This is a genomic window from Polaribacter atrinae (genome assembly GCF_038023995.1).
GTDB lineage: Bacteria > Bacteroidota > Bacteroidia > Flavobacteriales > Flavobacteriaceae > Polaribacter > Polaribacter atrinae.
Genome location: NZ_CP150660.1, coordinates 419549 through 443510, shown reverse-complemented (window position 1 = coordinate 443510; position 23962 = coordinate 419549). Strand labels below are relative to the sequence as shown.

At 30.1% G+C, this 23962-nt stretch carries 18 protein-coding genes and 1 riboswitch; of the genes, 9 read left to right on the top strand and 9 right to left on the bottom strand.

Annotated elements, in window-relative coordinates; genetic code table 11:
* Positions 1–46: 46 nt before the first annotated feature.
* The 4 genes from WG945_RS02005 to WG945_RS01990 all read right to left on the bottom strand — a co-directional run bounded on the left by WG945_RS02005 (position 47) and on the right by WG945_RS01990 (position 5073).
* Positions 47–595: an HNH endonuclease gene (locus WG945_RS02005; RefSeq protein WP_068452523.1), complete on the bottom strand. Its 549-nt coding sequence runs from the start codon at positions 593–595 to the stop codon at positions 47–49.
* A gap of 38 nt (positions 596–633) precedes the next feature.
* Complete coding sequence (murA, locus tag WG945_RS02000; protein WP_068452520.1) at positions 634–1944, bottom strand: UDP-N-acetylglucosamine 1-carboxyvinyltransferase; 1311 nt, start codon at positions 1942–1944, stop codon at positions 634–636.
* A gap of 3 nt (positions 1945–1947) precedes the next feature.
* On the bottom strand, positions 1948–2610 hold the full coding sequence (locus WG945_RS01995) for a DUF4290 domain-containing protein (RefSeq protein ID WP_068452517.1): 663 nt from the start codon (positions 2608–2610) through the stop codon (positions 1948–1950).
* A gap of 141 nt (positions 2611–2751) precedes the next feature.
* On the bottom strand, positions 2752–5073 hold the full coding sequence (locus WG945_RS01990) for an ATP-dependent helicase (RefSeq protein WP_068452511.1): 2322 nt from the start codon (positions 5071–5073) through the stop codon (positions 2752–2754).
* 239 nt (positions 5074–5312) lie between these two features.
* On the opposite strand from WG945_RS01990, the gene WG945_RS01985 reads away from it, so the two are divergent.
* Genes WG945_RS01985 through WG945_RS01975 form a run of 3 tightly spaced genes read left to right on the top strand, consistent with a single transcriptional unit; the run spans position 5313 to position 7164 of the window.
* Entirely contained in the window at positions 5313–5927 is a 615-nt protein-coding gene (locus WG945_RS01985) for a sigma factor-like helix-turn-helix DNA-binding protein (RefSeq protein ID WP_068452508.1), read from the top strand.
* Between the two features lies 1 nt (position 5928).
* The gene (locus tag WG945_RS01980; RefSeq protein ID WP_068452505.1) at positions 5929–6648 is read left to right on the top strand and encodes a DUF3307 domain-containing protein; all 720 of its coding nucleotides are present in this window, start codon (positions 5929–5931) and stop codon (positions 6646–6648) included.
* A gap of 3 nt (positions 6649–6651) precedes the next feature.
* Positions 6652–7164, top strand: coding sequence for a hypothetical protein (locus WG945_RS01975; protein WP_068452502.1), 513 nt, complete (start codon positions 6652–6654; stop codon positions 7162–7164).
* A 58-nt stretch (positions 7165–7222) separates the two neighbouring features.
* Here WG945_RS01975 and WG945_RS01970 read toward each other — a convergent pair whose 3' ends face one another.
* A complete protein-coding gene (locus WG945_RS01970; RefSeq protein WP_068452500.1) occupies positions 7223–9172 on the bottom strand; it encodes a TonB-dependent receptor plug domain-containing protein in 1950 nt (649 codons plus the stop codon).
* Between the two features lie 141 nt (positions 9173–9313).
* Positions 9314–9538, bottom strand: a riboswitch (cobalamin riboswitch).
* A 75-nt stretch (positions 9539–9613) separates the two neighbouring features.
* Here WG945_RS01970 and WG945_RS01965 point away from each other — a divergent pair.
* Both WG945_RS01965 and WG945_RS01960 read left to right on the top strand, forming a co-directional pair.
* Positions 9614–10651 (top strand): GMP reductase, encoded by a 1038-nt coding sequence (locus WG945_RS01965; protein ID WP_068452497.1) that lies wholly within the window; start codon positions 9614–9616, stop codon positions 10649–10651.
* Complete coding sequence (locus WG945_RS01960; RefSeq protein WP_068452495.1) at positions 10651–11781, top strand: ABC transporter substrate-binding protein; 1131 nt, start codon at positions 10651–10653, stop codon at positions 11779–11781. Before WG945_RS01965 ends, WG945_RS01960 begins: the two co-directional genes overlap by 1 nt.
* A gap of 152 nt (positions 11782–11933) precedes the next feature.
* Here WG945_RS01960 and WG945_RS01955 read toward each other — a convergent pair whose 3' ends face one another.
* From WG945_RS01955 to WG945_RS01945, 3 genes are all read right to left on the bottom strand, one after another.
* A complete protein-coding gene (locus WG945_RS01955) occupies positions 11934–12953 on the bottom strand; it encodes a response regulator transcription factor (RefSeq protein WP_068452493.1) in 1020 nt (339 codons plus the stop codon).
* 324 nt (positions 12954–13277) lie between these two features.
* Positions 13278–16031, bottom strand: coding sequence for a DNA gyrase/topoisomerase IV subunit A (locus tag WG945_RS01950; RefSeq protein ID WP_068452486.1), 2754 nt, complete (start codon positions 16029–16031; stop codon positions 13278–13280).
* Between the two features lie 439 nt (positions 16032–16470).
* Positions 16471–18330 (bottom strand): DNA topoisomerase IV subunit B, encoded by a 1860-nt coding sequence (locus WG945_RS01945; RefSeq protein WP_068452480.1) that lies wholly within the window; start codon positions 18328–18330, stop codon positions 16471–16473.
* A gap of 301 nt (positions 18331–18631) precedes the next feature.
* Between WG945_RS01945 and lysA the strand changes: the two genes are divergently transcribed.
* From lysA to WG945_RS01925, 4 genes are all read left to right on the top strand, one after another.
* On the top strand, positions 18632–19852 hold the full coding sequence (gene lysA, locus WG945_RS01940; RefSeq protein ID WP_068452992.1) for a diaminopimelate decarboxylase: 1221 nt from the start codon (positions 18632–18634) through the stop codon (positions 19850–19852).
* 104 nt (positions 19853–19956) lie between these two features.
* On the top strand, positions 19957–20568 hold the full coding sequence (locus WG945_RS01935) for a fumarylacetoacetate hydrolase family protein (protein ID WP_068452477.1): 612 nt from the start codon (positions 19957–19959) through the stop codon (positions 20566–20568).
* Between the two features lie 9 nt (positions 20569–20577).
* Positions 20578–21090, top strand: a complete 513-nt coding sequence (locus tag WG945_RS01930) for a GNAT family N-acetyltransferase (RefSeq protein ID WP_068452474.1) — start codon at positions 20578–20580, stop codon at positions 21088–21090.
* A 149-nt stretch (positions 21091–21239) separates the two neighbouring features.
* Positions 21240–23363 (top strand): Tex family protein, encoded by a 2124-nt coding sequence (locus WG945_RS01925; RefSeq protein ID WP_082864314.1) that lies wholly within the window; start codon positions 21240–21242, stop codon positions 23361–23363.
* Between the two features lie 211 nt (positions 23364–23574).
* Here the strand turns inward: WG945_RS01925 and WG945_RS01920 are convergent, their stop codons facing one another.
* On the bottom strand, positions 23575–23907 hold the full coding sequence (locus tag WG945_RS01920) for a hypothetical protein (RefSeq protein WP_340866820.1): 333 nt from the start codon (positions 23905–23907) through the stop codon (positions 23575–23577).
* Positions 23908–23962 lie beyond the last annotated feature (55 nt).

The window sequence follows — 23962 nt, the reverse complement described above, 5'->3', positions numbered from 1 at the left end:
TTGCCAACAAAAAAATAGTGTCAAACTGACACTATTTTTTATTTTTTTAAATTTCAACATGACCCCAATTTTCTCCTGTTTTAATCCTGTGAATCTGCATATCTGAAACTCCAAACCGTTTCGCAATCATGGTAATTCTAGTTCTTTTATTTTTTAATTGCTTTTTTATAATTCTTACTTTTCCTTCAGTAAGTTTATAGTTGGTTTTTTTGTTTTTTTTAGATTCTATAAATACAGGGTTTTTAAATTGATGTAATTCTTTTTCTCTTTTTGTTGCCCATTTTAAGTTATCTACGGTATTGTCTGTTTTATCATAATTGATATGTAAGACAAATACTTGCTCCTCATTTTCTTTTTCTATAAAATGCTGAGCAACTAACTTATGCAAATACCTACTTGTATGCTTATTATTTACTGCTTGTTTTACCAAAATGGTTTCATAACCATTAATAAAACTCTTTTTTCTTAAGAACTCTTTACCGTCTTTTAAGTAAATAACTCTTCCATGGTTGGAAACCTTAAATTTTTTTACGTCGGAAATTTTTTCATCAAACTTAACATCCTTCCATTCCTCTTTCCATAAATTTCTTATCATGATCTAAAAGTATTTTTAAATTAATAAAATACTTTTTCTTATTCAGCAATTCTTTCAATTTTGGCACCAATAGATTTTAAACGAGCTTCTATGTTTTCGTATCCTCTATCTATTTGTTCTATATTATTTATAATACTTGTTCCTTTAGCAGACAAAGCAGCAATTAATAATGAGATACCTGCTCTAATATCTGGTGATGTCATTTTGGTAGCTTTTAATGAGCTTTCAAAATTCATTCCTATTACGGTAGCTCTATGCGGATCACACAAAATAACTTTTGCCCCCATATCAATCAATTTATCAACAAAAAACAAACGGCTTTCAAACATCTTTTGATGTATTAAAACGGTACCTTTTGCTTGTGTTGCAATCACCAAAACAATACTTAGTAAATCTGGTGTAAAACCAGGCCAAGGTGCATCTGCAACTGTTAAAACAGAACCATCAATAAAATTCTGAATTTCGTATGATTCTTGTGCAGGAATATAAATATCGTCTCCTTTTCTTTCTAATTGTATTCCTAATTTTCTAAAAACGTTAGGTATTTGTCCTAAATTTCCCCAACTAACATCTTTTATGGTTAATTCAGATCTTGTCATTACTGCTACTCCAATCCAAGAACCAATTTCAATCATATCTGGTAAAACTCTGTGCTCGCAACCACCAAGTGCATTTACTCCTTCTATAATTAGTAAGTTAGAACCTACTCCAGAGATTTTAGCACCCATAGAATTCAACATTTTACATAGCTGTTGAATATAAGGTTCGCAAGCAGCGTTGTAAATTTTTGTGGTTCCTGTTGCTAAAACAGCTGCCATTAAAATATTAGCTGTTCCCGTTACAGAAGCTTCATCTAACAACATTTCTACACCCTGCAATTCTTCTGCTTCTACTCCGTAAAAGTGTTCTTCTTTATTATAACGAAATTTTGCGCCTAATCTTATAAATCCTTCAAAATGCGTATCTAAACGTCTACGACCAATTTTATCTCCTCCAGGTCTTGGAATGTATCCTCTACCAAAACGAGCCAAAAGTGGACCTACAATCATAATTGATCCACGTAAAGAACTTCCGTCTCTTTTAAAATCTGCAGATTCTAAGTATTCTAAATTTATTTCATCTGCTTGAAAAGCATAAGAATTGCTATTTAATTTTTCTACTTTTACTCCTAATTCTCCAAGAATAAAAATTAGTTTGTTGACATCAATAATATCTGGAACGTTATTTACAACAACTCTTTCTGGGGTTAATAAAACCGCACATAGTATTTGTAAAACTTCATTTTTTGCTCCTTGTGGAGTAATGGTTCCGTTTAATTTATGACCGCCTTCAATTTTAAATGATGCCATATACTAATATCTTTTTCTATTTTTATTTTGATTACTGTGTTGTGGTTTCTTGTAAGTACCTTTAGTTGTACTTGTACCTTGCCCTTGTGTACGTGGCTTTCTTAATAAGTTTTTACTTTCAGAAAGTTCCTCTTCTGTATTTCTTAAATCTAACTTACCGTCAGATAAATCGAATAAGTGCTTAAAAATAACAGCATCATCTACAGTATCTTTATTCCAATTTAAATAACACTTTTTCATGTGATTTGCAATGGTAAATACCAAAGCTTCTTTTTTCTCGCCTTCTTCCCAGCTTAAAGCAATATCTATCATTGTTTGAATATTGTTACCATAATAACGATATCTAGACGCTGATTTTGGATACGCTAATCCTTCTGGTTTTTCTTGTAATTCTTCTTTAGATGGCTGCGGATATGGAGACTCTACATCTAATTTAAAATCTGCCATAATAAATAACTGATCCCAAAGTTTGTGCTTAAAATCTGGAACGTCACGTAAATGTGGTTGTAAATTACCCATAACATCTACAATTGCTTTTGCCATTTTATCGCGTTCATCTTTAGTTTCTAAAGCCAAACAATGGTCTACTAATTTCTGTATATGTCTGCCGTATTCTGGTATTATCATTAACGGTCTTTCTGAATTGTATTCTAAATCGAATGTCATTTTTATATTTTTGAGAAGTGTTCTCGATACATTTTCCTTTATCCTTTTAATCAAAAGAAAACACTAGAACTGACAAATTATAGTTTGTAGTTATTTAACGTTGCAAAATAACAATTTATTTTTAGTTTTTATGAATGATTTTTAACCAATCACTTTTAACTTGGCAAATTGAAGCAATAATTTCTTCTTTCCGACAGTACCAAATTTAATTTCTGCCTTTTTATTTGGGCCATTTCCTTCTAGAGCAATTACTTCTCCTGTACCAAATCTATTATGCTCTACAAAATTACCAACAACAATATTACCATCAAATAGATTAGCTTTTGCAGTTGTTTGAGAGACCTTTTTTAGATTTTTAGGAATGATAATTTCTTTCTTTTTAACCAAATCACGCTCCATTTTTTTACGCTGAATTGGTTTTTGAAAACGGATTCCTTTTGGTGCATCATCAAAAATACTCTTATCTACAAAATTATTAATTGCAGGGTTGGTACTTTTTGGAGTAATATAATTTAGATACTGATCATCTATTTCCTCTAAAAACCTACTCGGTTCTGCGTCAACCAATTTTCCCCATCTATAACGGGTTTGTGCATAACTTAAATAGGCTACTTTTTCTGCCCTTGTTATAGCTACGTAAAACAACCTTCGCTCCTCTTCTAATTCACTTCGAGTATTCATACTCATTGCAGAAGGAAATAAGCTTTCTTCTAAACCAACTATGTACACATACATATACTCTAGCCCTTTAGATTGGTGAATGGTCATTAAAGAAACCGACGGTTTGTCATCATCTTTTTTAGCATCAAAATCTGTAGCCAAAGCCACATCTTCTAAAAAAGTAGTTAAAGAAGTATCACCTCCTTCTTCTATTTTATCAGTAATAAAATCTTTAATTCCGTTTAAAAGTTCTTGAACGTTTTCTACTTTACTAACCGCTTCTGGCGTTCCGTCTTTTTCTAAATCTTTTATTAATTGTGCCTTTTTTACAACCGTTTCTGCAATTTCGAATGCATTTTTTGTTTGCGATTCTATTTGCAAACTTTGCATCATATTCATAAAATTACGAAGCTTATTTTTAGTTCCGGTATTTATTTTTAAATCTATTTTATCAATGTATTTTATAACATCAAAAATTGATTTTTTATAATGATTTGCAGCTATTGTTAACCGGTCTATAGTTGTTGCACCAATTCCACGAGCAGGATAATTGATAATTCTCTTTAACGCTTCTTCATCATTCGGGTTGATTAAAATACGTAAATAAGATAAAATATCTTTAATTTCTTTTCTTTGATAAAAGGAAATTCCACCATAGATTTTATAGTCAATTCCTTTTTTACGCAACGCATCTTCAATAGCCCTTGATTGCGAATTTGTTCTATATAAAACACAAAAATCATCTGGAGTTAATTGATGATTCATTTGGTTTTCCCAAATAGATTGTGCCACAAAACGACCTTCTTCACCATCAGAAATTGTACGCATTACATTTATGGCATCTCCAGGATCATTAGAAGTCCAAACTTCTTTGTCTAATTTTGTTTTATTTTTTTCGATTACAGAGTTTGCAGCGTTTACAATATTACTTGTAGAGCGGTAATTCTGTTCTAATTTAAAGGTTTTAACATCCGGATAATCCTTCTGGAAATTTAATATATTCTGAATATTTGCGCCCCTAAAACTATAGATACTCTGAGAATCGTCTCCAACCACACAAATGTTTCCAAATTTGTCTGCCAAAGCCCTAACAATAATATATTGAGAGTGATTTGTATCTTGATACTCATCTACCATAATATATCTAAAACGATCTTGATATTTTGCCAACGTTTCTGGAAAACGTGCTAATAACTCGTTGGTTCTTAACAATAAATCATCAAAATCCATTGCACCTGCCTTAAAACATCTATCTACATACGTTCTATAGATATTCCCCACTTCGGGTCTACTTGCATGCAAATCTGCTTCTTGCAAATCTGGATTATTAAAATACGCTTTAACCGTAATTAAACTGTTTTTAAAAGAAGAAATTCTACCTAAAATCTGTTTTGGTTTGTATTGTTCTCTATTTAAATTTTTCTCCTTAATAATTGCTGATATTAACCGAACAGAATCTTGCGAATCGTAAATTGTAAAATTGGTTGGAAAACCTAATTTATCTGCTTCGGTACGTAAAATTCTAGCAAAAACAGAGTGAAAAGTCCCCATCCATAAATTTCTAGATTCACTATTACCTACCACTCCGGCAATTCTTGCCTTCATTTCTTTGGCAGCTTTGTTGGTAAATGTAAGTGATAAAATGTTAAATGAATCTACGCCTTGCTTCATTAAATGGGCAATTCTGTAGGTTAATACACGTGTTTTACCAGAACCCGCACCAGCAATAATAATCATGGGTCCGTCTTTCTGTAAGACAGCCTGTCTCTGTGGTTCGTTTAAAGAATCTAAATATGTGCTCAATGGTTTATTTTAAAGGAATTTGAAAGCGTGAAATTAACCAAACTATTCGTTTCTATAAAAGAAGATGAATACTATTTATTCACAATTTTTACATAAGAAAACCTAAGCATATCTGCTTAAGAGCAGATAAACACAACTATCTGCCTATAGACAGATAATTTAAAATATCTGCTTACAGGCAGATAATATTGTTATTTAGCTTAATAATTGATATATTAGCTAAAAATTAAGATTTACAAATGACTAGTATTTTAACAGGCGACATCATCAATTCTAGAAAAAAGGATGATAATTTTTGGTTAGAAACGCTAAAAGAGGCGTTAAGTACTTTTGGTGACTCTCCAAAATATTGGCAGATATACAGAGGAGATAGTTTTCAATTAGAAATAGAAAAATGTGAGAATGCACTTTATGCAGCTTTAAAGTTAAAGGCTCATTTAAAATCTACAGTAGATATTGATGTAAGAATAGGAATTGGAATTGGAGAAAAAGAATTTAATGTGCCCGAAATTACAGCATCTAACGGAGAAGCTTTTATAAATTCTGGCTATGCATTTGACACCTATTTAAAGAAACAAACTATGGCAATTAAAACACCTTGGCAAGAAATTGATGCAGAGTTAAATATTGCTTTTGATTTGGCTTTATTAACTATGGATTCTTGGACAAAAAATTCTGCAGAAGTGTTTAAAATTTCGTTAGAATCAGAAAACAGTACACAAAATGAAATTGCAGCTATTTTAGGAATTACTCAAGGAAGAGTTAGCGAAAGACAAAAACGCGCAGGATTTGAACCTATTATGAAGCTAGAGAAACGCTTTAAAAAATTAATTCATCAGAAAACACTCCAATAAAATGTTTTTATTTTTAAAATTTTTATTAGCACATATTTTAGGTGATTTTGTTTTTCAACCAGAAAAATGGGTTAAAAATAAAGAAGAAAAAAAGGTGAAGTCGGTAAAACTGTATTACCACATAGGTATTTATGTCTTATTTTTATTACTTGTACTTCAATTTAATTTAAAAGAACATTGGTTGGGATTTCTGCTTATTGTAGTTTCTCATTATTTTATTGATGTTCTAAAATTATACCTTCAAAAAAAGAAAACAAAACGTGTTTGGTTTTTTGTAGATCAAATGCTACATCTGCTATTTTTAGTCATTGCAACTTCTTTGTATGTAGATATTTCATTATCAGCAGAAAACTTAATTACAGATAAAATTTTATTACTGATTACCTTTTTACTACTAGTTATTTTTGTTTCTGCAATTATCATTAAAATAATCATTACACAATGGAATCCTGAGAGTAAAAAAGAAAATGACGATTCATTGGCAAAAGCAGGACGTTATATTGGAATTTTAGAACGTTTGTTTGTTTTTACCTTTGTAATTACCAATCATTGGGAAGCAATTGGTTTTTTATTAGCAGCAAAATCTGTTTTTAGATTCGGAGATTTAACTTCATCAAAAGACAGAAAATTAACCGAATATATTTTAATTGGCACTTTATTAAGTTTTGGTATTGCTATCTTTTTAGGAGTCTTATATTTGTACACTTTAAAATTGATCTAATTTATGGAAGATAATTTAATAGAAAGTATTTCTTATATTTTACCTGCTGCAGTTAGCGGTTTTGTTACTTATTATATTTTTAACAAACTTCTGCTAAAGCAAAATTCTAATGAAAAAATAGCGCTATTATCTCAAAGAAAAAAAGAAGCTTTACCTATAAAACTACAAGCTTACGAAAGAATGTTGTTGTTTTGTGAACGTATTAATCCTGTTAAAATGTTGGTAAGAATTAAACCAATTACAGAAGATACTCAAGATTATTTACAATTATTGATTGCCAATATAGATCAAGAATTTGAACATAATTTAGTACAACAAATGTATATTACAGACGATTCTTGGACTGCAGTTGTAGCAACAAAAAACACCATTATAAATAAATTAAGACAAGTTGCAGAAACAGTAAAAACAGCGAACGAATTGCGTGAAAATGTTATTATTGATTATTCTAAAACATTACCTCCAACAGATACTGTTATCAGTATTATTAAAAATGAAGTGAAAAAATTATTATAAAAAAAGACCATCTAAACAGATGGTCTTTTTACTTTTTCTTTACAACAAAATTCCCTTTTTAAAACTGAAGTCTTACACCTAATTTAACATTTCTACCACGTGTAGAAAAACCTAAAATATCATCGTAATCTTCATTTAAAATATTTGAAACACCTCCGAATAAGGTTACAGTGTCTTCTAATAATTTATAATTAGCAGCAAAATCTAATACTTGATAACTTGCTAAAGAAACATCTTCTCCTGCAGTTCCAAAAGAACCATATCTATCATAAATACTTCTATCTCCTACATTTTTATAAGTAATATTTAAAAATGCATTTTTTAATACATTAAAATCTAAACCAGCAACAAATTTATTTGCAGGAATATAATCGTTAAAATCTTCTGTTTTATCTTTATCAACATACGTATAAGACGCGTTAATAGTTAAAAAATCAACAGGAGTAATATGCGTATTTACTTCAAATCCATTAGCATCAGAAGAACCATTACCATATTTACTAGTAGCGTTATCATAAATAATTGCATCTTCTTCTACTCTGTTAAAGTAAACTGCATCAAACTGAATAAAATCTCTATAATTTACTTCAAATCCTGCTTCAAAAGTTTCATTAGATTCTGGTTTTAAGTCTAAATTACCATAAAACCCATCATATAATTGATACAAACTTGGCGTAATAAAAGCAGTACTATAAGAAGTTAATAACTTTAAAGAAGCACTCTCGTTTTTAAAAGCTAAATATGCAAGATTTCCATCATACACCGCATGATTACCATAAACATTATGAATATTTAATCGTCCACCTACATTTGCACTTAAGCCAAAATCAGAAATATAAACCACACTTGCATAAGGATCTACAGTATTAAAATTTGCAATTCCTTTTTTAATTTCTGCAAAAGGAGTTACCGTATTATTACTATGAATTTGGTAATTTAAACCTGTAATTAATTGAATTTTAGCGTCTTTAAAATCATATCTATTTACTAAATCTAAATTTACACTTCTACCAACAAATTCATAGCTGTCTAAAGTACCACCATAAGAATTAAATTGTTTTAAATTTCTTTCTACCACATTTGCAGAAGCTAATAAATAAACTTCCCCCTTATTATAGGTGTATTTTGGTTTTAAACCAACTCTAAACTGCTCTTGATCTCCTGTATTTACATCGCTATCAGAAAAAGCACCTGTATCAAAATCATAATCAAAATTATCATAATTTAAGAAAGTCTCAATCGATAATTTATCATTTACAGCATACCCTAATTTTACCAACGCATTTTTACTGTAAAAACTATCGTTTTCATAAACAGCATTCGTATTACTCTTTGCAGCAGACATTCCGTCTGTTCCAGTAATACTAAAAGAACCTAAGAAATTTAGTTTCCCTAAAGTACCATTTAAACTTACATTTTGGTTGTTATCAGAAAAACCACTTCCTGTAACATTTGCAGTATTATTTGTTCCAAAACTTGTTTCAAAAGATCCTGAAATTTTATCTTCAGATGCTTTCTTTAAAACCACGTTAATAACTGCAGTTGCAGCTCCAGAACCGTACAATGTAGATGAAGCTCCTTTTAAAATTTCAATAGATTCTATTTGACTTACTGCTAATAATCGTAAATCAAATTGTTGGTTAATAGCAGACTGATCTGTAACAGGTACACCATCAATTAAAACTAAAACCTGTCTATTTCTTCCTCCTCTAATATTAATACTTCTTGGTTCTGATGCATTAGAATTTACTCCTCTAACATCAATACCTACAACATTGTTAAGAATTTCAATAACATTCTTACCTGCATTTTGCTGCAATTCTTTTTGAGTAATTTTCTGAATTACTTTACCTGTATTCTCTTTTTTTAGATTAAACTTTGTAGCTGTAACAACAACTTCATCTAAAGTTTCTACCTTTTCTTTTTGCAATTCTTTTTTTTGTGCAAAAAGATTTGTGCTAGCAAAACTACATGCCAAAACACCAACAATTAATAATTGTTTTTTCATTTTTAATGATTTAATTTAAGTCTTCTTGCATTTGCAAGACTACAATAGTGTGTAATTCCTTATGTAAAAAAGGAATCTAAATAAATCAGGTAAATTTGTGTACAAAATAGTATTAGTACATAAACCTTTATCCCGAAAGTTTTAAACTCGTGATTTATGGCAGGTTTCCTGGCTCGTTTTTATATTATTATACCTTCCCAACAAAAAAATGTCAGTGGTAAAAGAATTAATAACATCCTCTAAAGAGGGACTAAAATAAATTTAGTAAAACTTACAGTTGCGGGAACAGCTCTGGTTTTTAACCAGATTCCCTTTTAATTCGATGTAAATGATTTTCACATCAAAAACAAAATCGATGCAAATATATATGCATTCTTATGAACAATCTAATTAATTCGTTTCCAAATTTTATACCTTTAAGGATTGATAATTTTGATAGAAATGAGAATAGAAAATGAATTAAAATTAGGTTTTAAAGATGTAATGATTCGCCCAAAACGATCTACATTAAAATCTCGATCACAAGTAACCTTAGAAAGAGAGTTTACTTTTTTACACAGTGATATTGTATGGAAAGGGATTCCTATAATGGCTGCAAACATGGATACAGTGGGGACTTTTGAAATGGCAAAATCACTTGCAAAACACGGTCTTTTTACTGCAATTCATAAACATTACTCCTTAGACGAATGGAGACTATTTGCAGCAAATGCTGATGAAAAGGTCTTAAAGAATATTGCCGTTAGCACGGGAACAGGAAAAGAAGATTCTGCAAAAGTGAAACAAATTTTATCCGAATTTCCGCAAATAAATTTTATTTGTGTTGATGTTGCCAATGGTTATTCTGAGTATTTTGTAAATTTTGTTCAGAAAATGCGTAAAAACCACCCAAACAAAGTAATTATTGCAGGGAATGTGGTAACAGGTGAAATGGTAGAGGAACTTCTTTTAGCTGGCGCTGATATTATAAAAGTAGGGATTGGTCCGGGATCGGTTTGTACAACTCGTGTAAAAACCGGAGTTGGTTATCCGCAACTTTCTGCGATTATAGAATGCGCAGATGCTGCTCACGGTATGGGAGGACAAATTATTTCTGATGGAGGTTGTAAAATTCCAGGAGACCTTTCTAAAGCTTTTGGTGGTAGTGCAGATTTTGTAATGTTAGGCGGTATGTTGGCTGGTCATGAAGAAAGTGGTGGCGAATTAATTGAAAAAAATGGAAAAAAATTTAAAGCTTTTTACGGAATGAGTTCTACAACTGCCATGAATAAACATGTGGGAGGTGTTGCAAACTACAGAGCTTCTGAAGGAAAAACTGTTGAAGTTCCTTACAGAGGAAATGTAGACGATACCATTATAGATATTTTAGGTGGAATTAGATCTACTTGTACCTATGTGGGCGCAAGCAGATTAAAAGAATTAACTAAAAGAACCACTTTTATTAGAGTTCAAGAACAAGAAAACCAAGTATATTCATAATGAAAAATATAAATTTAATTCCTGTTTTATTTTTTCTTTTGATTGCTATTTCTTGTAAAAAAGAAGTTGAAAAGGTAGATAAAACCTCACAAGCAGTAAGTAGTATTACATACGCTAAAGGATTTGATATGATTAATGAAAATGGTATTAAAAAGTTAATTATAAAATCTGCTTATCAAAACTCTAAAGAGGTTTCTGAATATATTATTAAAGATGCAGCAGAAAAAGAAGCTACTTTAGAAAACACCATCTATACTCCTATTCAAAAAATTGTCGTTACTTCTACAACCCACATTCCAATGGTAGAGTTGTTAAACGAAGAAAATTCAATTATAGGTTTTCCGTATGCTAGATATGTATCATCAGAAAAAACAAGACAGTTAATAGATGCAGGAAAAATAAAAGAAATAGGAAAAGAAAGCTCTTTAAACACAGAAATATTACTAGACTTACAGCCAGAATTAGTAGTTGGTTATAGTGTTTCTTCTGCAGATAAAAGCCTGACAACTGTACAAAAAGCTGGAATAAGCGTAATTTACAATGGAGATTGGTTAGAAGAAACTCCTTTAGGAAGAGCTGAGTGGATTAAATTCTTTGGCGTTTTATTTAATAAAGAGAAACAAGCTGACAGTATTTTTAAGGTAATTGAAACTAATTACTTAGATGCTAAAAAAATAGCCTTAAAAGCTACCAAGAAGCCAACTGTATTATCTGGTGCAATAATGAGTAAAGATATTTGGAACTTACCATCGGGAGAAAGTTTTGTTGCACAATTTATAAATGACGCAAACCTTAATTATTTATGGAAAGAAACAAAAGGAAAAGGTAGTTTATCTTTAAGCTTTGAAAGCGTTTTTGATAAAGGTCAAAATGCTGAATATTGGATTTCTCCAGGGTACTTTTCTAGTAAAGAACAATTATTACAAAGCAATAAAATTTATGCAGAATTTGATGCTTTTAAAAATGATGAAATTTATACTTCTACAATTAAGAAAGGAAAAACAGGTGGTATCATTTATTATGAATTAGCCGCTACTAGACCAGACTTAGTTTTAAAAGATTTTATAAAAATTACAAATCCAGATTTGTTACCAAATTATGAAATGACTTTTTTTGAAAAAATGAAATAAAAAGAAAGACCTTCAGTATTTCTACAGAAGGTCTTTATAATTGAAAATAGTTGGGAGAAATTCTATACTCCAAAAGTAATATAAATATTAAGTAATCTCCATTAATTTATGGGTAGTATTAGGGTAGTATTTGGGTAGTTCTTCTTAAAAACCTAGTGTTTTATGACTTTTTTGATAGAGAGCGCTTGTTTTCTGTTTTTTATATCTAATTTTAAATAAATGTTTTTGACATGAAATTTAACTGTGTTTACAGAGATATTTACTTCATTTGCTATTTCTTTATTTGATTTACTAGACACTATTAAGTCAAAAATTTCTCTCTCTCTTAAACTTAGATTGTCTAAATCTACTTTTAAACTCCCCTCTTCTATTGTACGTTTTTTTATTTCTGAAGAGAACTTTCTAATTTCATTCTTCATAATAAAATTATATTTTCTTAAATCTTTTTCTCTAAAAAGTACAGCAAATGATAGGATTATTATTTGTACAAATCCACCTATTTTTAAATTGGTTGGCGTTGTATCAAACAAGGAAACACCAAAGTTTTTTAAAACAAAAAAATCTAACCCACTAAATAAAGAAATAGCATAAGAAAAAACAAAGAGTTTTGTATACCTGTTTTTGCGAAAAAGTAAAACACCCAACAACCAATACACCAATAATAACAGAAGGGTTAAAACATTTAAAATTATATATAGAATATTTACTTTTAAAATAAAAAATAAGGTTACAAATAAAACAATTATCAAAAATAAAACTAAGGTATATTTTTTAACCTTTGGAAAGTACTTATCTAATAAAAGAAAACTATCTCCAAATTTTAATGACGTAAAGCTTAATAAAACGTAATCCAACAAAATTAGGAACTCTATCTTTTCTTGATCAACATTCAAAAAGTTTAGTAAACCATCAAAAATTATAAAACTAAACGAGATACTAATTAGTAAAAAAGCAATTCCATAATAAAAACCATCAATAAGTAATTGTATTTTTTCTTTAAAAATAGCCTCTTGCTCCGTATGTAATTCAACAGGAAAATAGGAACTAAAATTAGAGCTAACTTTTATATATACTGGAGTTTGTCTAGAAAACTTAAAAGATGAATACCTTTGATTTGTTAACTTTTTAAGTTCTTTTAAATTTTGATAAGCCTTTGCATTAGTGGCCCTCATACTAATAATTCTAAAAATATAATTTATACCCGTTTTATTAGCAGGTATCTTAAACCAAAAAGTGGCATCAGATTTTCCTTTAAAATTTCTTTTTCTAAAGGATTAAATTCTTCCTGAGCAATATTCTTATATGTTAAACTACTATTAGCATCTTTAAAATAAAATATATCTGATTGAGAAAAAGTGGTCCCAATGAAAAATAAGAAAATTAATAGCACCTTAAACCTCACACAAACCTCTCCTATCGCTGTTTTTTATTTTTAATTTAAAGACACCTACACTTTCATAGATCTTGGTCTTTTTACCATTTACTAGAACCAATACTTAAAATAATTTGGTTTGGTTTTCATCATCTATTTTTTTCTGTTCAGCTTTCTTTCTTGCAATAGATTTTTGCAAGGCAATTTTTGCTTTTTCTTCTGCAGAAAGTTCTTCTAAAATAGGTTTTTTAGTTTCTGGAATAGGAATATCAATTGGTAGTTCCTCTTCAACAATTTCTTCACCAACAACCTCCATATCGTCAGAAATTTCATCTTCTGGTTCTTCAAAAGGCAATGGTGCTAATAAATTAACTTGTTTAATTTTATCGGTTGTTAACTGATTTCCTTGCGCTTTAATACCTTTAATAGCAATAAATTCTTCAAAATTGACTTCCTCATTCTCTAAACTTCTTTTAGAAAATTGAATTTCTGCTACAGGTCTGTAATCTGTTGCTACAATTTCTAACTGACTTTTTACATGATCAGAAATAAATTCTTCTTCTTTTTCTGTTGTTTCAATTAAAAAACGTTTTACATAATAGCGTTCTTTTTCCCCATCATAATAAATTGCAGAAATTGGTTTGTTAGGTTTCCATTTTTCTAAGACAATCATATCATCCTCAAAATGCATTGCTAAATTTGGTTTTACCGCTTTTAATTTTCCACTTTGTGTAATAATCAATAATTTATCTTCTGCTCTAAACTCGCCTAATAATTCTCCTCTTTCATCTACATTTAAACGTTGTACCGTATCATCAAACCAAATTTTACGAGGCTTTAATGTTGATACTCCTTCAGATTTAAAATCTACAGATTTAATTGCATACTTTGTAATTCTATTTCCTCTTACAGCCCTACCTTTTACGGCTAAATCTGCAAAATCGATATCCCATTTTAATTTTTTAACACTACCAGCGGCACGTAAATTAACAGTTACAACTTCTGCTTCTCCATTAGGGTTTGCAGTAAAGTAATGTACAATAGACCCTTTATTTCCGTTGGTTAAATCGTATTCTTTATCTCTTGTTACAGACGTAACGTTAAAACGTTTCATATAAGACGCACCTCTTGCTCCATCTCTATACATAAAGTTATAAACGGTTCTTTTGTCTTTCTTTTTAAAGATTGCAACATGAATAATATCTTTACCAACAAAGGTTTTAGAATCTACCTTAGACACCATCATACCTCCATCTTTTCTAAAGACAATAACATCATCAATATCAGAACAATCTGTTACAAACTCATCTCTTTTTAGTGAAGTTCCAATAAATCCTTCTTCTCTATTTACGTATAGTTTTGCGTTATTCATTGCCACTTTAGAGGCAACAATATCATCAAAGATTCTAATTTCTGTTTTACGCTCTTTACCTTTACCGTAAGTATCTTTTAAACGTTTAAAATAATTGATAGCGAACTCAATTAAATTTGCTAATTGATCTTTAACTACAGCTATTTTTTCTTCTAAACCTTCTATAAACTGACGTGCTTTGTCAATATCAAACTTAGATATTTTCTTAATTCTTATTTCTGTTAAACGTGTAATATCTTCTACAGTTATGGCACGTTTTAAATGTTTTATATGTGGTTTTAATCCTTTATCAATCGCCTCAATTACACCATCCCAAGTTTCTTCTTCCTCTATGTCTCGATAGATTCTATTTTCTATAAAAATACGTTCTAAAGAAGAAAAATGCCACTGCTCTTCTAATTCGTTTAACTGAATTTCTAATTCTTTTTTTAATAAATCTACCGTTAAATCTGTAGAGTGTTTTAGCATTTCAGAAACACCTACAAAAACAGGCTTATTATCTTCAATAGTACATGCTAAAGGAGATATAGAACTTTCGCAATTTGTAAAAGCATACAAAGCATCAATAGACTTATCTGGAGAAACATTTGGTGGTAAATGCACCAAGATCTCTACTTCTGCAGCTGTATTGTCTTCTATCTTTTTTATCTTAATTTTACCTTTATCATTGGCTTTTAAAATACTATCAATTAAAGTGGTGGTAGTTGTAGAAAAAGGAATTTCTGTAATTACCAACGTCTTTTTATCTAACTGATGAATTTTAGCACGAACACGTACTTTTCCTCCACGTTTACCATCATTATAATGACTAAAGTCGGCAATTCCGCCAGTTAAAAAATCAGGAACAATTTTAAAACTTCTCCCTTTTAAATACTTTATAGAAGCGTCTATTAATTCAATAAAGTTATGTGGTAGTATTTTAGTAGACAAACCAACAGCAATCCCCTCTGCTCCTTGTGCTAATAATAACGGAAACTTTACAGGTAAATCAATCGGTTCTTTTCTACGTCCGTCATAAGACATTTTCCACTCCGTCGTTTTCGGATTAAAAACAACATCCAAGGCAAATTTAGATAAACGAGCCTCAATATAACGAGAAGCTGCAGCTCTATCTCCAGTTAAAATATTACCCCAGTTTCCTTGCATATCAATCAGCAATTCTTTCTGACCAATTTGCACCATAGCGTCTGCAATAGATGCATCACCATGTGGGTGATATTGCATGGTATGACCAACAATATTAGCTACCTTATTGTAACGTCCATCGTCTAAATCTTTCATAGAATGCATAATTCTACGCTGCACAGGTTTTAACCCGTCTTCTAATGACGGAACCGCTCTTTCTAAAATTACATAACTCGCATAATCTAAAAACCACTCCTTGTACATCCCTGTAACTTTGGTTATGGTTTCTACTGCTTCTGTCGGATTATCTAGAGAATCAGATTGATTTTCTGGAATCGTTAATTCTTCTTCGTGTTCGTTCTCGTTAATATCTTCACTCATTTAAAAAAACGTTTAATCGTGTAATCGTTTAACTATGTATTTCTATAATTTGGGCGTTCCCTAAAAAGGTCGGGCTTTCACTACTCGCTTTTTTCATTCTTCAAAAGAGCTCAAACAAACCGTTCAATCCCTAACGCAGGTGTACTTGCTAACTATTTGCTTTCACCTTTATTAAACCCATTTTTTGTGCTTTCTTTTTTATACTTTTCATTGTAATCAATTCATAAAAATAAAAAACACCAATGCTATTTTTACTTTAATTTAATTCCCCTGATAATCATTTGAAGCGCGATAGAAATCATTGCCATAGATAAAATCCCTAAATATGCAGATGAATTCTCTTTAAATGATATATCAGAATAGTTTATTTGCGTAAACCAAAAAATTAAAATAATTCCAAAAATGATAGATAATATATTAAATACTGTCTTTATTTTTCTCATCCTTCATCTTCTATAGTATCCAATTCAACCTTTAAATTCTCAATAATAAACTTTTGTCTATCCGGAGTATTTTTACCCATATAAAACTCTAGCATTTGCTCAATAGACATTTCTTTATCTAGCATTACTGGATCTAAACGAATATCATTACCAATAAAATGAACAAACTCATTTGGCGAAATCTCACCCAAACCTTTAAATCGAGTTATTTCTGGTTTTCCTCTTAATTTTTCAATCGCTTCACGTTTTTCTTCATCAGAATAACAATAAAACGTTTCTTTTTTATTTCGAACTCTAAACAAAGGCGTTTCTAAAATATACAAATGCCCTTCTTTTATCAATTCTGGGAAAAATTGCAAGAAAAATGTAATCAATAATAAACGAATATGCATACCATCTACATCGGCATCGGTTGCAATTACAATATTATTATAACGTAAATCTTCTAAACCATCTTCTATATTTAAAGCCGCTTGCAATAAATTGAATTCTTCATTTTCATACACAATTTTCTTACTTAATCCGTAAGAGTTTAAAGGTTTTCCTTTTAAACTAAAAACTGCTTGTGTATTTACATTTCTAGATTTTGTGATAGAACCAGAAGCTGAATCTCCCTCTGTTATAAATAATGTAGATTCTAAATAGGCTTCTTTTTTTGTATCACCTAAATGAATTCTGCAATCACGTAACTTTTTATTATGTAAACTAGATTTTTTTGCTCTGTCTTTTGCTAATTTTCTAATTCCAGAAAGTTCTTTTCGTTCTTTCTCTGCCTGAACAATTTTTCTGTGTAATGCATCTGCAACATCTGTATTTCTATGCAGGTAATTGTCTAGTTTTGTTTTTAAGAAATCATTAATATAAGTTCTTACAGTTGGCAAGTCTCCTCCCATATCTGTAGAACCTAATTTTGTTTTTGTCTGACTTTCAAAAACAGGTTCCATTACCTTAATAGCAACGGCAGAAATAATAGATTTACGAATATCTGAAGCTTCAAAAGCTTTACCATAAAACTCTCTAACTGTTTTTACAATTGCTTCTCTAAATGCAGATTGGTGTGTACCACCTTGTGTGGTATGTTGCCCGTTTACAAAAGAATGGTATTCTTCTGAATATTGTGTTTTACTATGAGTTATGGCAACTTCTATATCATCGCCTTTTAAGTGAATTATTGGATACAACATATCATCTACATTGTTATTGTCTTCCAATAAATCTTTCAGTCCGTTTTTTGAAAAGAATTTTTCTCCGTTAAAAATAATAGTTAAACCTGGGTTTAAATACACATAATATTTTAACATTTTTGCTACATACTCATTTCTGAATTTGTATTTCTTAAAAATTTCTTCATCCGGAATAAAAGAAACTTTTGTTCCTTTTCTACGAGATGATTCTTCTAAAAACTCTTGATTTTCTAAGTTTCCTTGACTAAATTCTGCAGAAGCAGATTTTCCATCACGAGAAGATTCTACCCTAAAAAATGACGAAAGTGCATTTACCGCTTTTGTACCAACACCGTTTAAACCAACAGATTTTTTAAACGCTTTAGAGTCGTATTTCCCACCAGTATTCATCTTAGAAACTACATCTACCACTTTACCTAAAGGAATTCCACGTCCATAATCTCTAACAATAACTTTGCTTCCGTGTATAGAGATTTCAATAGTTTTTCCGGCGCCCATAACATACTCATCTATAGAGTTGTCTAAAACTTCTTTTACAAGAATGTAAATTCCGTCGTCTGCAGAAGACCCATCTCCTAGTTTACCAATGTACATTCCTGGACGCATTCTTATGTGCTCTTTCCAGTCTAAAGACCTGATATTATCTTCGGTATATTTTGTTTCTTGACTCATGAAATATGTTACTGTTGTTAGGTTTGAAGCTCTGCTAAAATAGCATTAAACAAGCTAAAATAAAAGAACACAGCCAATTAGTTATCAACAGTATTTTAACGTTTTTTTTCTTCAAATTTTATCAATTTATCAAATTAAAATTATATGAAATAAAGCTGTAATTTTTCCAACTTAGCAGTTAACAAAAAGAACAAAATCCGTATAAAAATCACAAAAAAAAACAATATGTTATATTTTTAAACAAGTCATTATTTACTAAACAATTTTATTACTTTTGACGTCTGATATAAAATATAAAAAAGTGAAAAACGCACAATTAATAAAGTTAGCAAATAAATACGGGAGTCCTTTATATGTTTACGATACAGATAAAATAGAATCTCAATACAATAGATTAACAAATGCTTTTAGTAGTGTTAAAAGTTTAAAGTTAAATTATGCTGTAAAAGCACTTTCTAATATTAATATATTAAAGTTCTTTAAAGATTTAGGTTCTGGATTAGATACTGTTTCTTATCAAGAAGTACAATTGTGTTTAACAACAGGAATTGAGCCTCACGATATTATTTATACGCCAAATGGTGTTTCTTTATCTGAAATTGAACAAGTAGCTAAATTAGGAGTTCAAATTAATATTGATAACCTTTCTATTTTAGAGCAATTCGGACAAAAACATCCAGATATTCCTGTTTGTGTGCGTATCAACCCACATATTATGGCAGGTGGAAATTCTAAAATTTCAGTGGGGCATATCGATTCTAAATTCGGAATTTCAATTCACCAAGTACCTCATATTAAGCGTGTGGTAGAGAATACGGGAATGAATATCAACGGAATTCACATGCACACAGGTTCTGATATTTTAGATATCGATACTTTTTTACGTGCGTCTGATATTTTATTTGATGTAGCTAAACAATTCGAAAATATCGATTTTATCGATTTTGGAAGTGGATTTAAAGTTCCTTATAAAGAAGGAGATATCTCTACAGATATAGAACAATTAGGTTTGCAATTATCAGAAAGATTTAATGAATTTTGTGCAGATTACGGTAAAGACATTACTTTAATGTTTGAACCTGGTAAATTTTTAGTTTCTGAAGCAGGTTCTTTTTTAGCAAAAGTAAATGTTGTAAAACAAACAACTTCTACGGTTTTTGCTCATGTAGATTCTGGTTTTAATCACTTGGTAAGACCAATGATGTACGATTCTTATCACCATATTACAAACATATCTAACCCAAAAGGAAGAGATCGTTATTACTCTGTAGTAGGTTATATTTGTGAAACAGATACGTTTGCTTCTAACAGAAGAATTACAGAAATTTCTGAAGAAGATGTTTTATGTTTCCACAATGCTGGTGCATATTGTTTCTCAATGGCGTCTAACTACAATTCTCGTTATATTCCTGCAGAAGTTATGGTACATAAAGGAAAAGATTATTTAATTAGAAAAAGACAAACTATTCAAGATATTTTACACAACCAAGTGGTTGTAGACTTTTCTAAAACAGAAAAGTAGAAGCTTAAAATAAGCTTTTTAACAAGTTATAAATCCATCATAAAATATATTTTTTGGTGGATTTTTTTATTAAATTTACCTTATACATTTAAAACAAATTTAAAATGAAAATATTAGGAATTGGAAGCAACTACGTTACCGAGTTAAAAGATATTGAAGAGAAAAAAAATGCTAAGAAATTTATATTTTCTAAGCCAGAATCTAGTTTAGCTGTTAATTGTGATGTTGAATATCCTAGCAGTATTACAAACGAATTAATTTACGAAGTAGAACTAGTTGTTAAGATTGGTAAAGAAGGAAAAAACATTGCAAAAGAAGATGCAAATTCTTTTATTTCTGAAATTGCTGTTGGTATCGATTATACGGCTACAGATATCTTAAAAGACGCTAGAGAAACAAAACACCCTTGGGATTTTGCCAAAGGTTTTGATGGTGCTGCACCAATTTCTAGTTTTAAACCCGTTGCCGATTATAATTTAGCGGATATCGATTTCGATTTAAAAATCAACGGAAAAGAAAAACAAAAAAGTAATACGGCATATATGATTAACGATTTTGCTGATATTATTGTGTTTATATCAAAATATATGACGTTACAACCTGGAGATTTAATTTTTACAGGAACACCTGCACTTGGTAAAGGAGAAATCTTTAAAGGAGATCAATTACAGTGTTCTGTGAATGGTGAATTATTGTTAGATTTTAAAATGATATAATTTATATTGATGAAAATTAGACTTTCTAAAATTGATGACGTTTCAGAAATTATGACCATTATTAATGATGCAAAAGAACTTTTAGCATCCTTACATATTGATCAATGGCAAAACGGATATCCGAATGCACCACAAATAGAAAATGACATTCTAAAAGGCGAAAGCTATGTTGTTGTTAATGATAAAAATCAGATACTAGCAACTTCTATGTTTACAACAAATCCAGAACCAACCTACAAGGTTATTGATGGAAATTGGATTATTGATGAAGCGAAAGTTTACGGAGTTATTCATAGAATGGCAATTAAAAAGGAATTTAGAAAGTTTGGGTTGGCTACATTTATGTTTCATGAATTTCATTTACAACTATTAGAACAAAACATAAAAAGTTTAAAGATTGATACACATGAAGAAAACATCGGAATGCAATCTTTAATCAAAAAATTGGGTTACCAATATTGTGGAATAATTTACACCAATTACAACGCAAAAAGATTGGCTTTTGAAAAAGTAATTTTTTAAAAAAGACTTCTCGATACAAAATTCTCAAAAAAAGAATTTCACTCGAAGTGACAGTTTGTTTATTCTCAAAACACAAAATAAAACTATATTTACATCCTCATAAATTCATTTTTATGAGGTTTCTTTTTCTGATAAACTCAAATAAAAAAATGCAATTACTTCCATATATAATTCAGCAAACACAACTTTCTTCTAAATCTATAGAAAACACTATTTCATTGTTAAATGAAGATGCTACAATCCCTTTTATTTCTAGATATAGAAAGGAAATGACAGGTAATTTAGATGAAGTAGAAATAGGAGAAATTGTTAAGTTTAAAGAAGTATTTGAGGTTTTAGAAAAGCGAAAAAAAGCCATTCTAAAAGCATTAGAAGAACAAAATGTTTTAACATCAGAATTAGAACAAAAAGTAACTACTTCTAGAAACTTAATTGCTTTAGAAGATTTGTATTTACCTTTTAAGAAAAAGCGTAAAACCAAAGCAGAAACGGCACGTATACAAGGTTTAGAACCGTTGGCAAAAATGATGATGAGTCAGCGTGTTAATAATTTAGAACATACTGCTTCTAAATACACGTCCAAGGAAGTTGACACTATTGATAACGCTTTAGAAGGGGCGCGTTTTATCATTGCAGAATGGATTAATGAACGCACAGATATTAGAAATAATATTAGAAGAGAGTTAGAACGTCATGCTACCATTTCATCTAAAATTATTAAAACTAAAGCGGATGATGAAAAAGCGCAAAAATTTAAAGATTATTTTGATTGGAGCGAATCTTTAATGCGAATTCCATCACACAGATTATTAGCCATTTTAAGAGCAGAAAATGAAGGTTTTATTCGTGTTAAAATAGAAATTGACAAAGAAAGAGCCCTTCAAAAAATGGAAGAGAGAATTATTCGTTCTCAAAACGAATGTACATCACAAATTGAATTGGCAATTGCAGATGCATATAAACGTTTGTTATTTCCATCTTTATCTAACGAAGCACTATCTATTGCCAAAGAAAAAGCCAATGAAGCTGCCATTACCGTTTTTGCAAAAAACTTAAAACAATTATTATTAGGCGCTCCTTTGGGCGAAAAACGAATTTTAGCTATCGATCCTGGTTTTAGATCGGGTTGTAAAGTGGTTTGCTTAAATGAGCAAGGAGATTTAGTGCATAATGAAAACATTTATCCGCATGCACCACAAAATCAATCTATAGAAGCTATTCATAAAATTAGCTCTTTGGCGGATACTTATAAAATTGAAGCCATTGCTATTGGAAACGGAACTGCATCAAGAGAAACCGAACAATTGGTTAAGAACATTCAGTTTAAAAACGATATTGAAATTTTTGTGGTGAGTGAAGCTGGTGCCTCTATTTATTCGGCTTCTAAAATTGCACGAGATGAATTCCCTAATTACGATGTTACTGTGCGTGGTGCTGTTTCTATCGGAAGAAGATTAGCTGATCCTTTGGCAGAATTGGTAAAGATTGATGCAAAATCGATTGGAGTTGGCCAATATCAGCATGATGTAGATCAAACTAAATTGAAAAAATCTTTAGACACCGTTGTAGAAAGTTGTGTAAATACGGTTGGTGTAAACATCAATACGGCAAGCGAATCTTTATTGAGTTATGTTTCTGGAATTGGACCAAAAATTGCAGAAAACATAGTGAATTATAGAAACGAAAACGGTTCTTTTACGTCTAGAACTGCCATAAAAAAAGTACCTCGTTTAGGCGGAAAAGCCTTTGAACAAGCTGCTGGTTTTTTACGTATTAAGAATGCTAAAAATCCGTTAGATGATTCTGGTGTGCATCCAGAAAGTTATGCTTTAGTTGATAAAATGGCGAAAGACCACAAAAAGAAAGTAAGTGATTTTATTGGCAATAAAGAAGTTCTTAAACAGATTTCTTTAAAAAATTATATTTCTGAAACCATTGGTTTACCTACGTTAGAAGACATTATTAAGGAATTAGAAAAACCAGGAGTTGATCCACGAGAAAAAGCAAAAATGTTTTCTTTTGATCAAAATATTAAAACAATTACAGATTTAATAAGCGGACAAACTTTACCTGGAATTGTAAATAACATTACCAATTTTGGTTGTTTTGTAGATATCGGAATTAAAGAAAGTGGCTTAATTCACGTTTCTAATTTATCAGATACTTTTGTAAAAGACGTAAATGCCATTGTTTCTTTAAATCAGCAAATACTCGTAAAAGTTTTAGAGGTTGATGTTTTTAGAAAACGAATTCAATTGGCTTTGGTGAAGTAAAACTTTTATCTTAAAAAATGACTAAGAAAACAGAAAAATTGATTTTTGGAATGAATTAACTCAATCTCAAAAAGAAGAAATTAAACAAGGAATTAAGGATTTGGATGAAGGCAGAAGTATTTCTTGGGAAGATTTTATGAAATAAATATCTAAATGAATACTAAAATAACCCCTTCAGGTTTTAAAAACCTGAAGGGGCTTAAAAAAATAATTACCTAAGCTCTACTTTATTAAAAGGTTTAGTTTCTATAAATAGCTTATCCTCCATTTCAACAAAGCAACTGTTTATTACTTTATTATTTTCGTGAAATAGATAAATAACACCTTTTTCAACCCTAAGTACTTTTGTGAAGTTATTTATTTCATCAGTTTCACCTAATTTTAAATTACTTAAATTCAATAATTTAGTTTCTTTAAAAAGTTTATCCTCCATTTCAACAAAGCAACCGTTTATTACTTTATTATTTTCGTGGAATAGATAAATAACACCTTTTTCAACTCTTAGTACTTTTGTGAAGTCATTTAACTTAAAAACTTCATTCAATTTTAATTTTAACATAATATATCAGAAAGCTATTTTAATATTTAAGAGTCATTTC

Coding starts and splice junctions, on each gene's coding strand:
- WG945_RS02005 (WP_068452523.1), bottom strand. CDS start 595: ATGATAAGAAATTTATGGAAAGAGGAATGGAAGGATGTTAAGTTTGAT.
- murA (WP_068452520.1), bottom strand. CDS start 1,944: ATGGCATCATTTAAAATTGAAGGCGGTCATAAATTAAACGGAACCATT.
- WG945_RS01995 (WP_068452517.1), bottom strand. CDS start 2,610: ATGACATTCGATTTAGAATACAATTCAGAAAGACCGTTAATGATAATA.
- WG945_RS01985 (WP_068452508.1), top strand. CDS start 5,313: ATGACTAGTATTTTAACAGGCGACATCATCAATTCTAGAAAAAAGGAT.
- WG945_RS01980 (WP_068452505.1), top strand. CDS start 5,929: ATGTTTTTATTTTTAAAATTTTTATTAGCACATATTTTAGGTGATTTT.
- WG945_RS01975 (WP_068452502.1), top strand. CDS start 6,652: ATGGAAGATAATTTAATAGAAAGTATTTCTTATATTTTACCTGCTGCA.
- WG945_RS01970 (WP_068452500.1), bottom strand. CDS start 9,172: ATGAAAAAACAATTATTAATTGTTGGTGTTTTGGCATGTAGTTTTGCT.
- WG945_RS01965 (WP_068452497.1), top strand. CDS start 9,614: ATGAGAATAGAAAATGAATTAAAATTAGGTTTTAAAGATGTAATGATT.
- WG945_RS01960 (WP_068452495.1), top strand. CDS start 10,651: ATGAAAAATATAAATTTAATTCCTGTTTTATTTTTTCTTTTGATTGCT.
- WG945_RS01955 (WP_068452493.1), bottom strand. CDS start 12,953: ATGAGGGCCACTAATGCAAAGGCTTATCAAAATTTAAAAGAACTTAAA.
- WG945_RS01950 (WP_068452486.1), bottom strand. CDS start 16,031: ATGAGTGAAGATATTAACGAGAACGAACACGAAGAAGAATTAACGATT.
- WG945_RS01945 (WP_068452480.1), bottom strand. CDS start 18,330: ATGAGTCAAGAAACAAAATATACCGAAGATAATATCAGGTCTTTAGAC.
- WG945_RS01935 (WP_068452477.1), top strand. CDS start 19,957: ATGAAAATATTAGGAATTGGAAGCAACTACGTTACCGAGTTAAAAGAT.
- WG945_RS01930 (WP_068452474.1), top strand. CDS start 20,578: ATGAAAATTAGACTTTCTAAAATTGATGACGTTTCAGAAATTATGACC.
- WG945_RS01925 (WP_082864314.1), top strand. CDS start 21,240: ATGCAATTACTTCCATATATAATTCAGCAAACACAACTTTCTTCTAAA.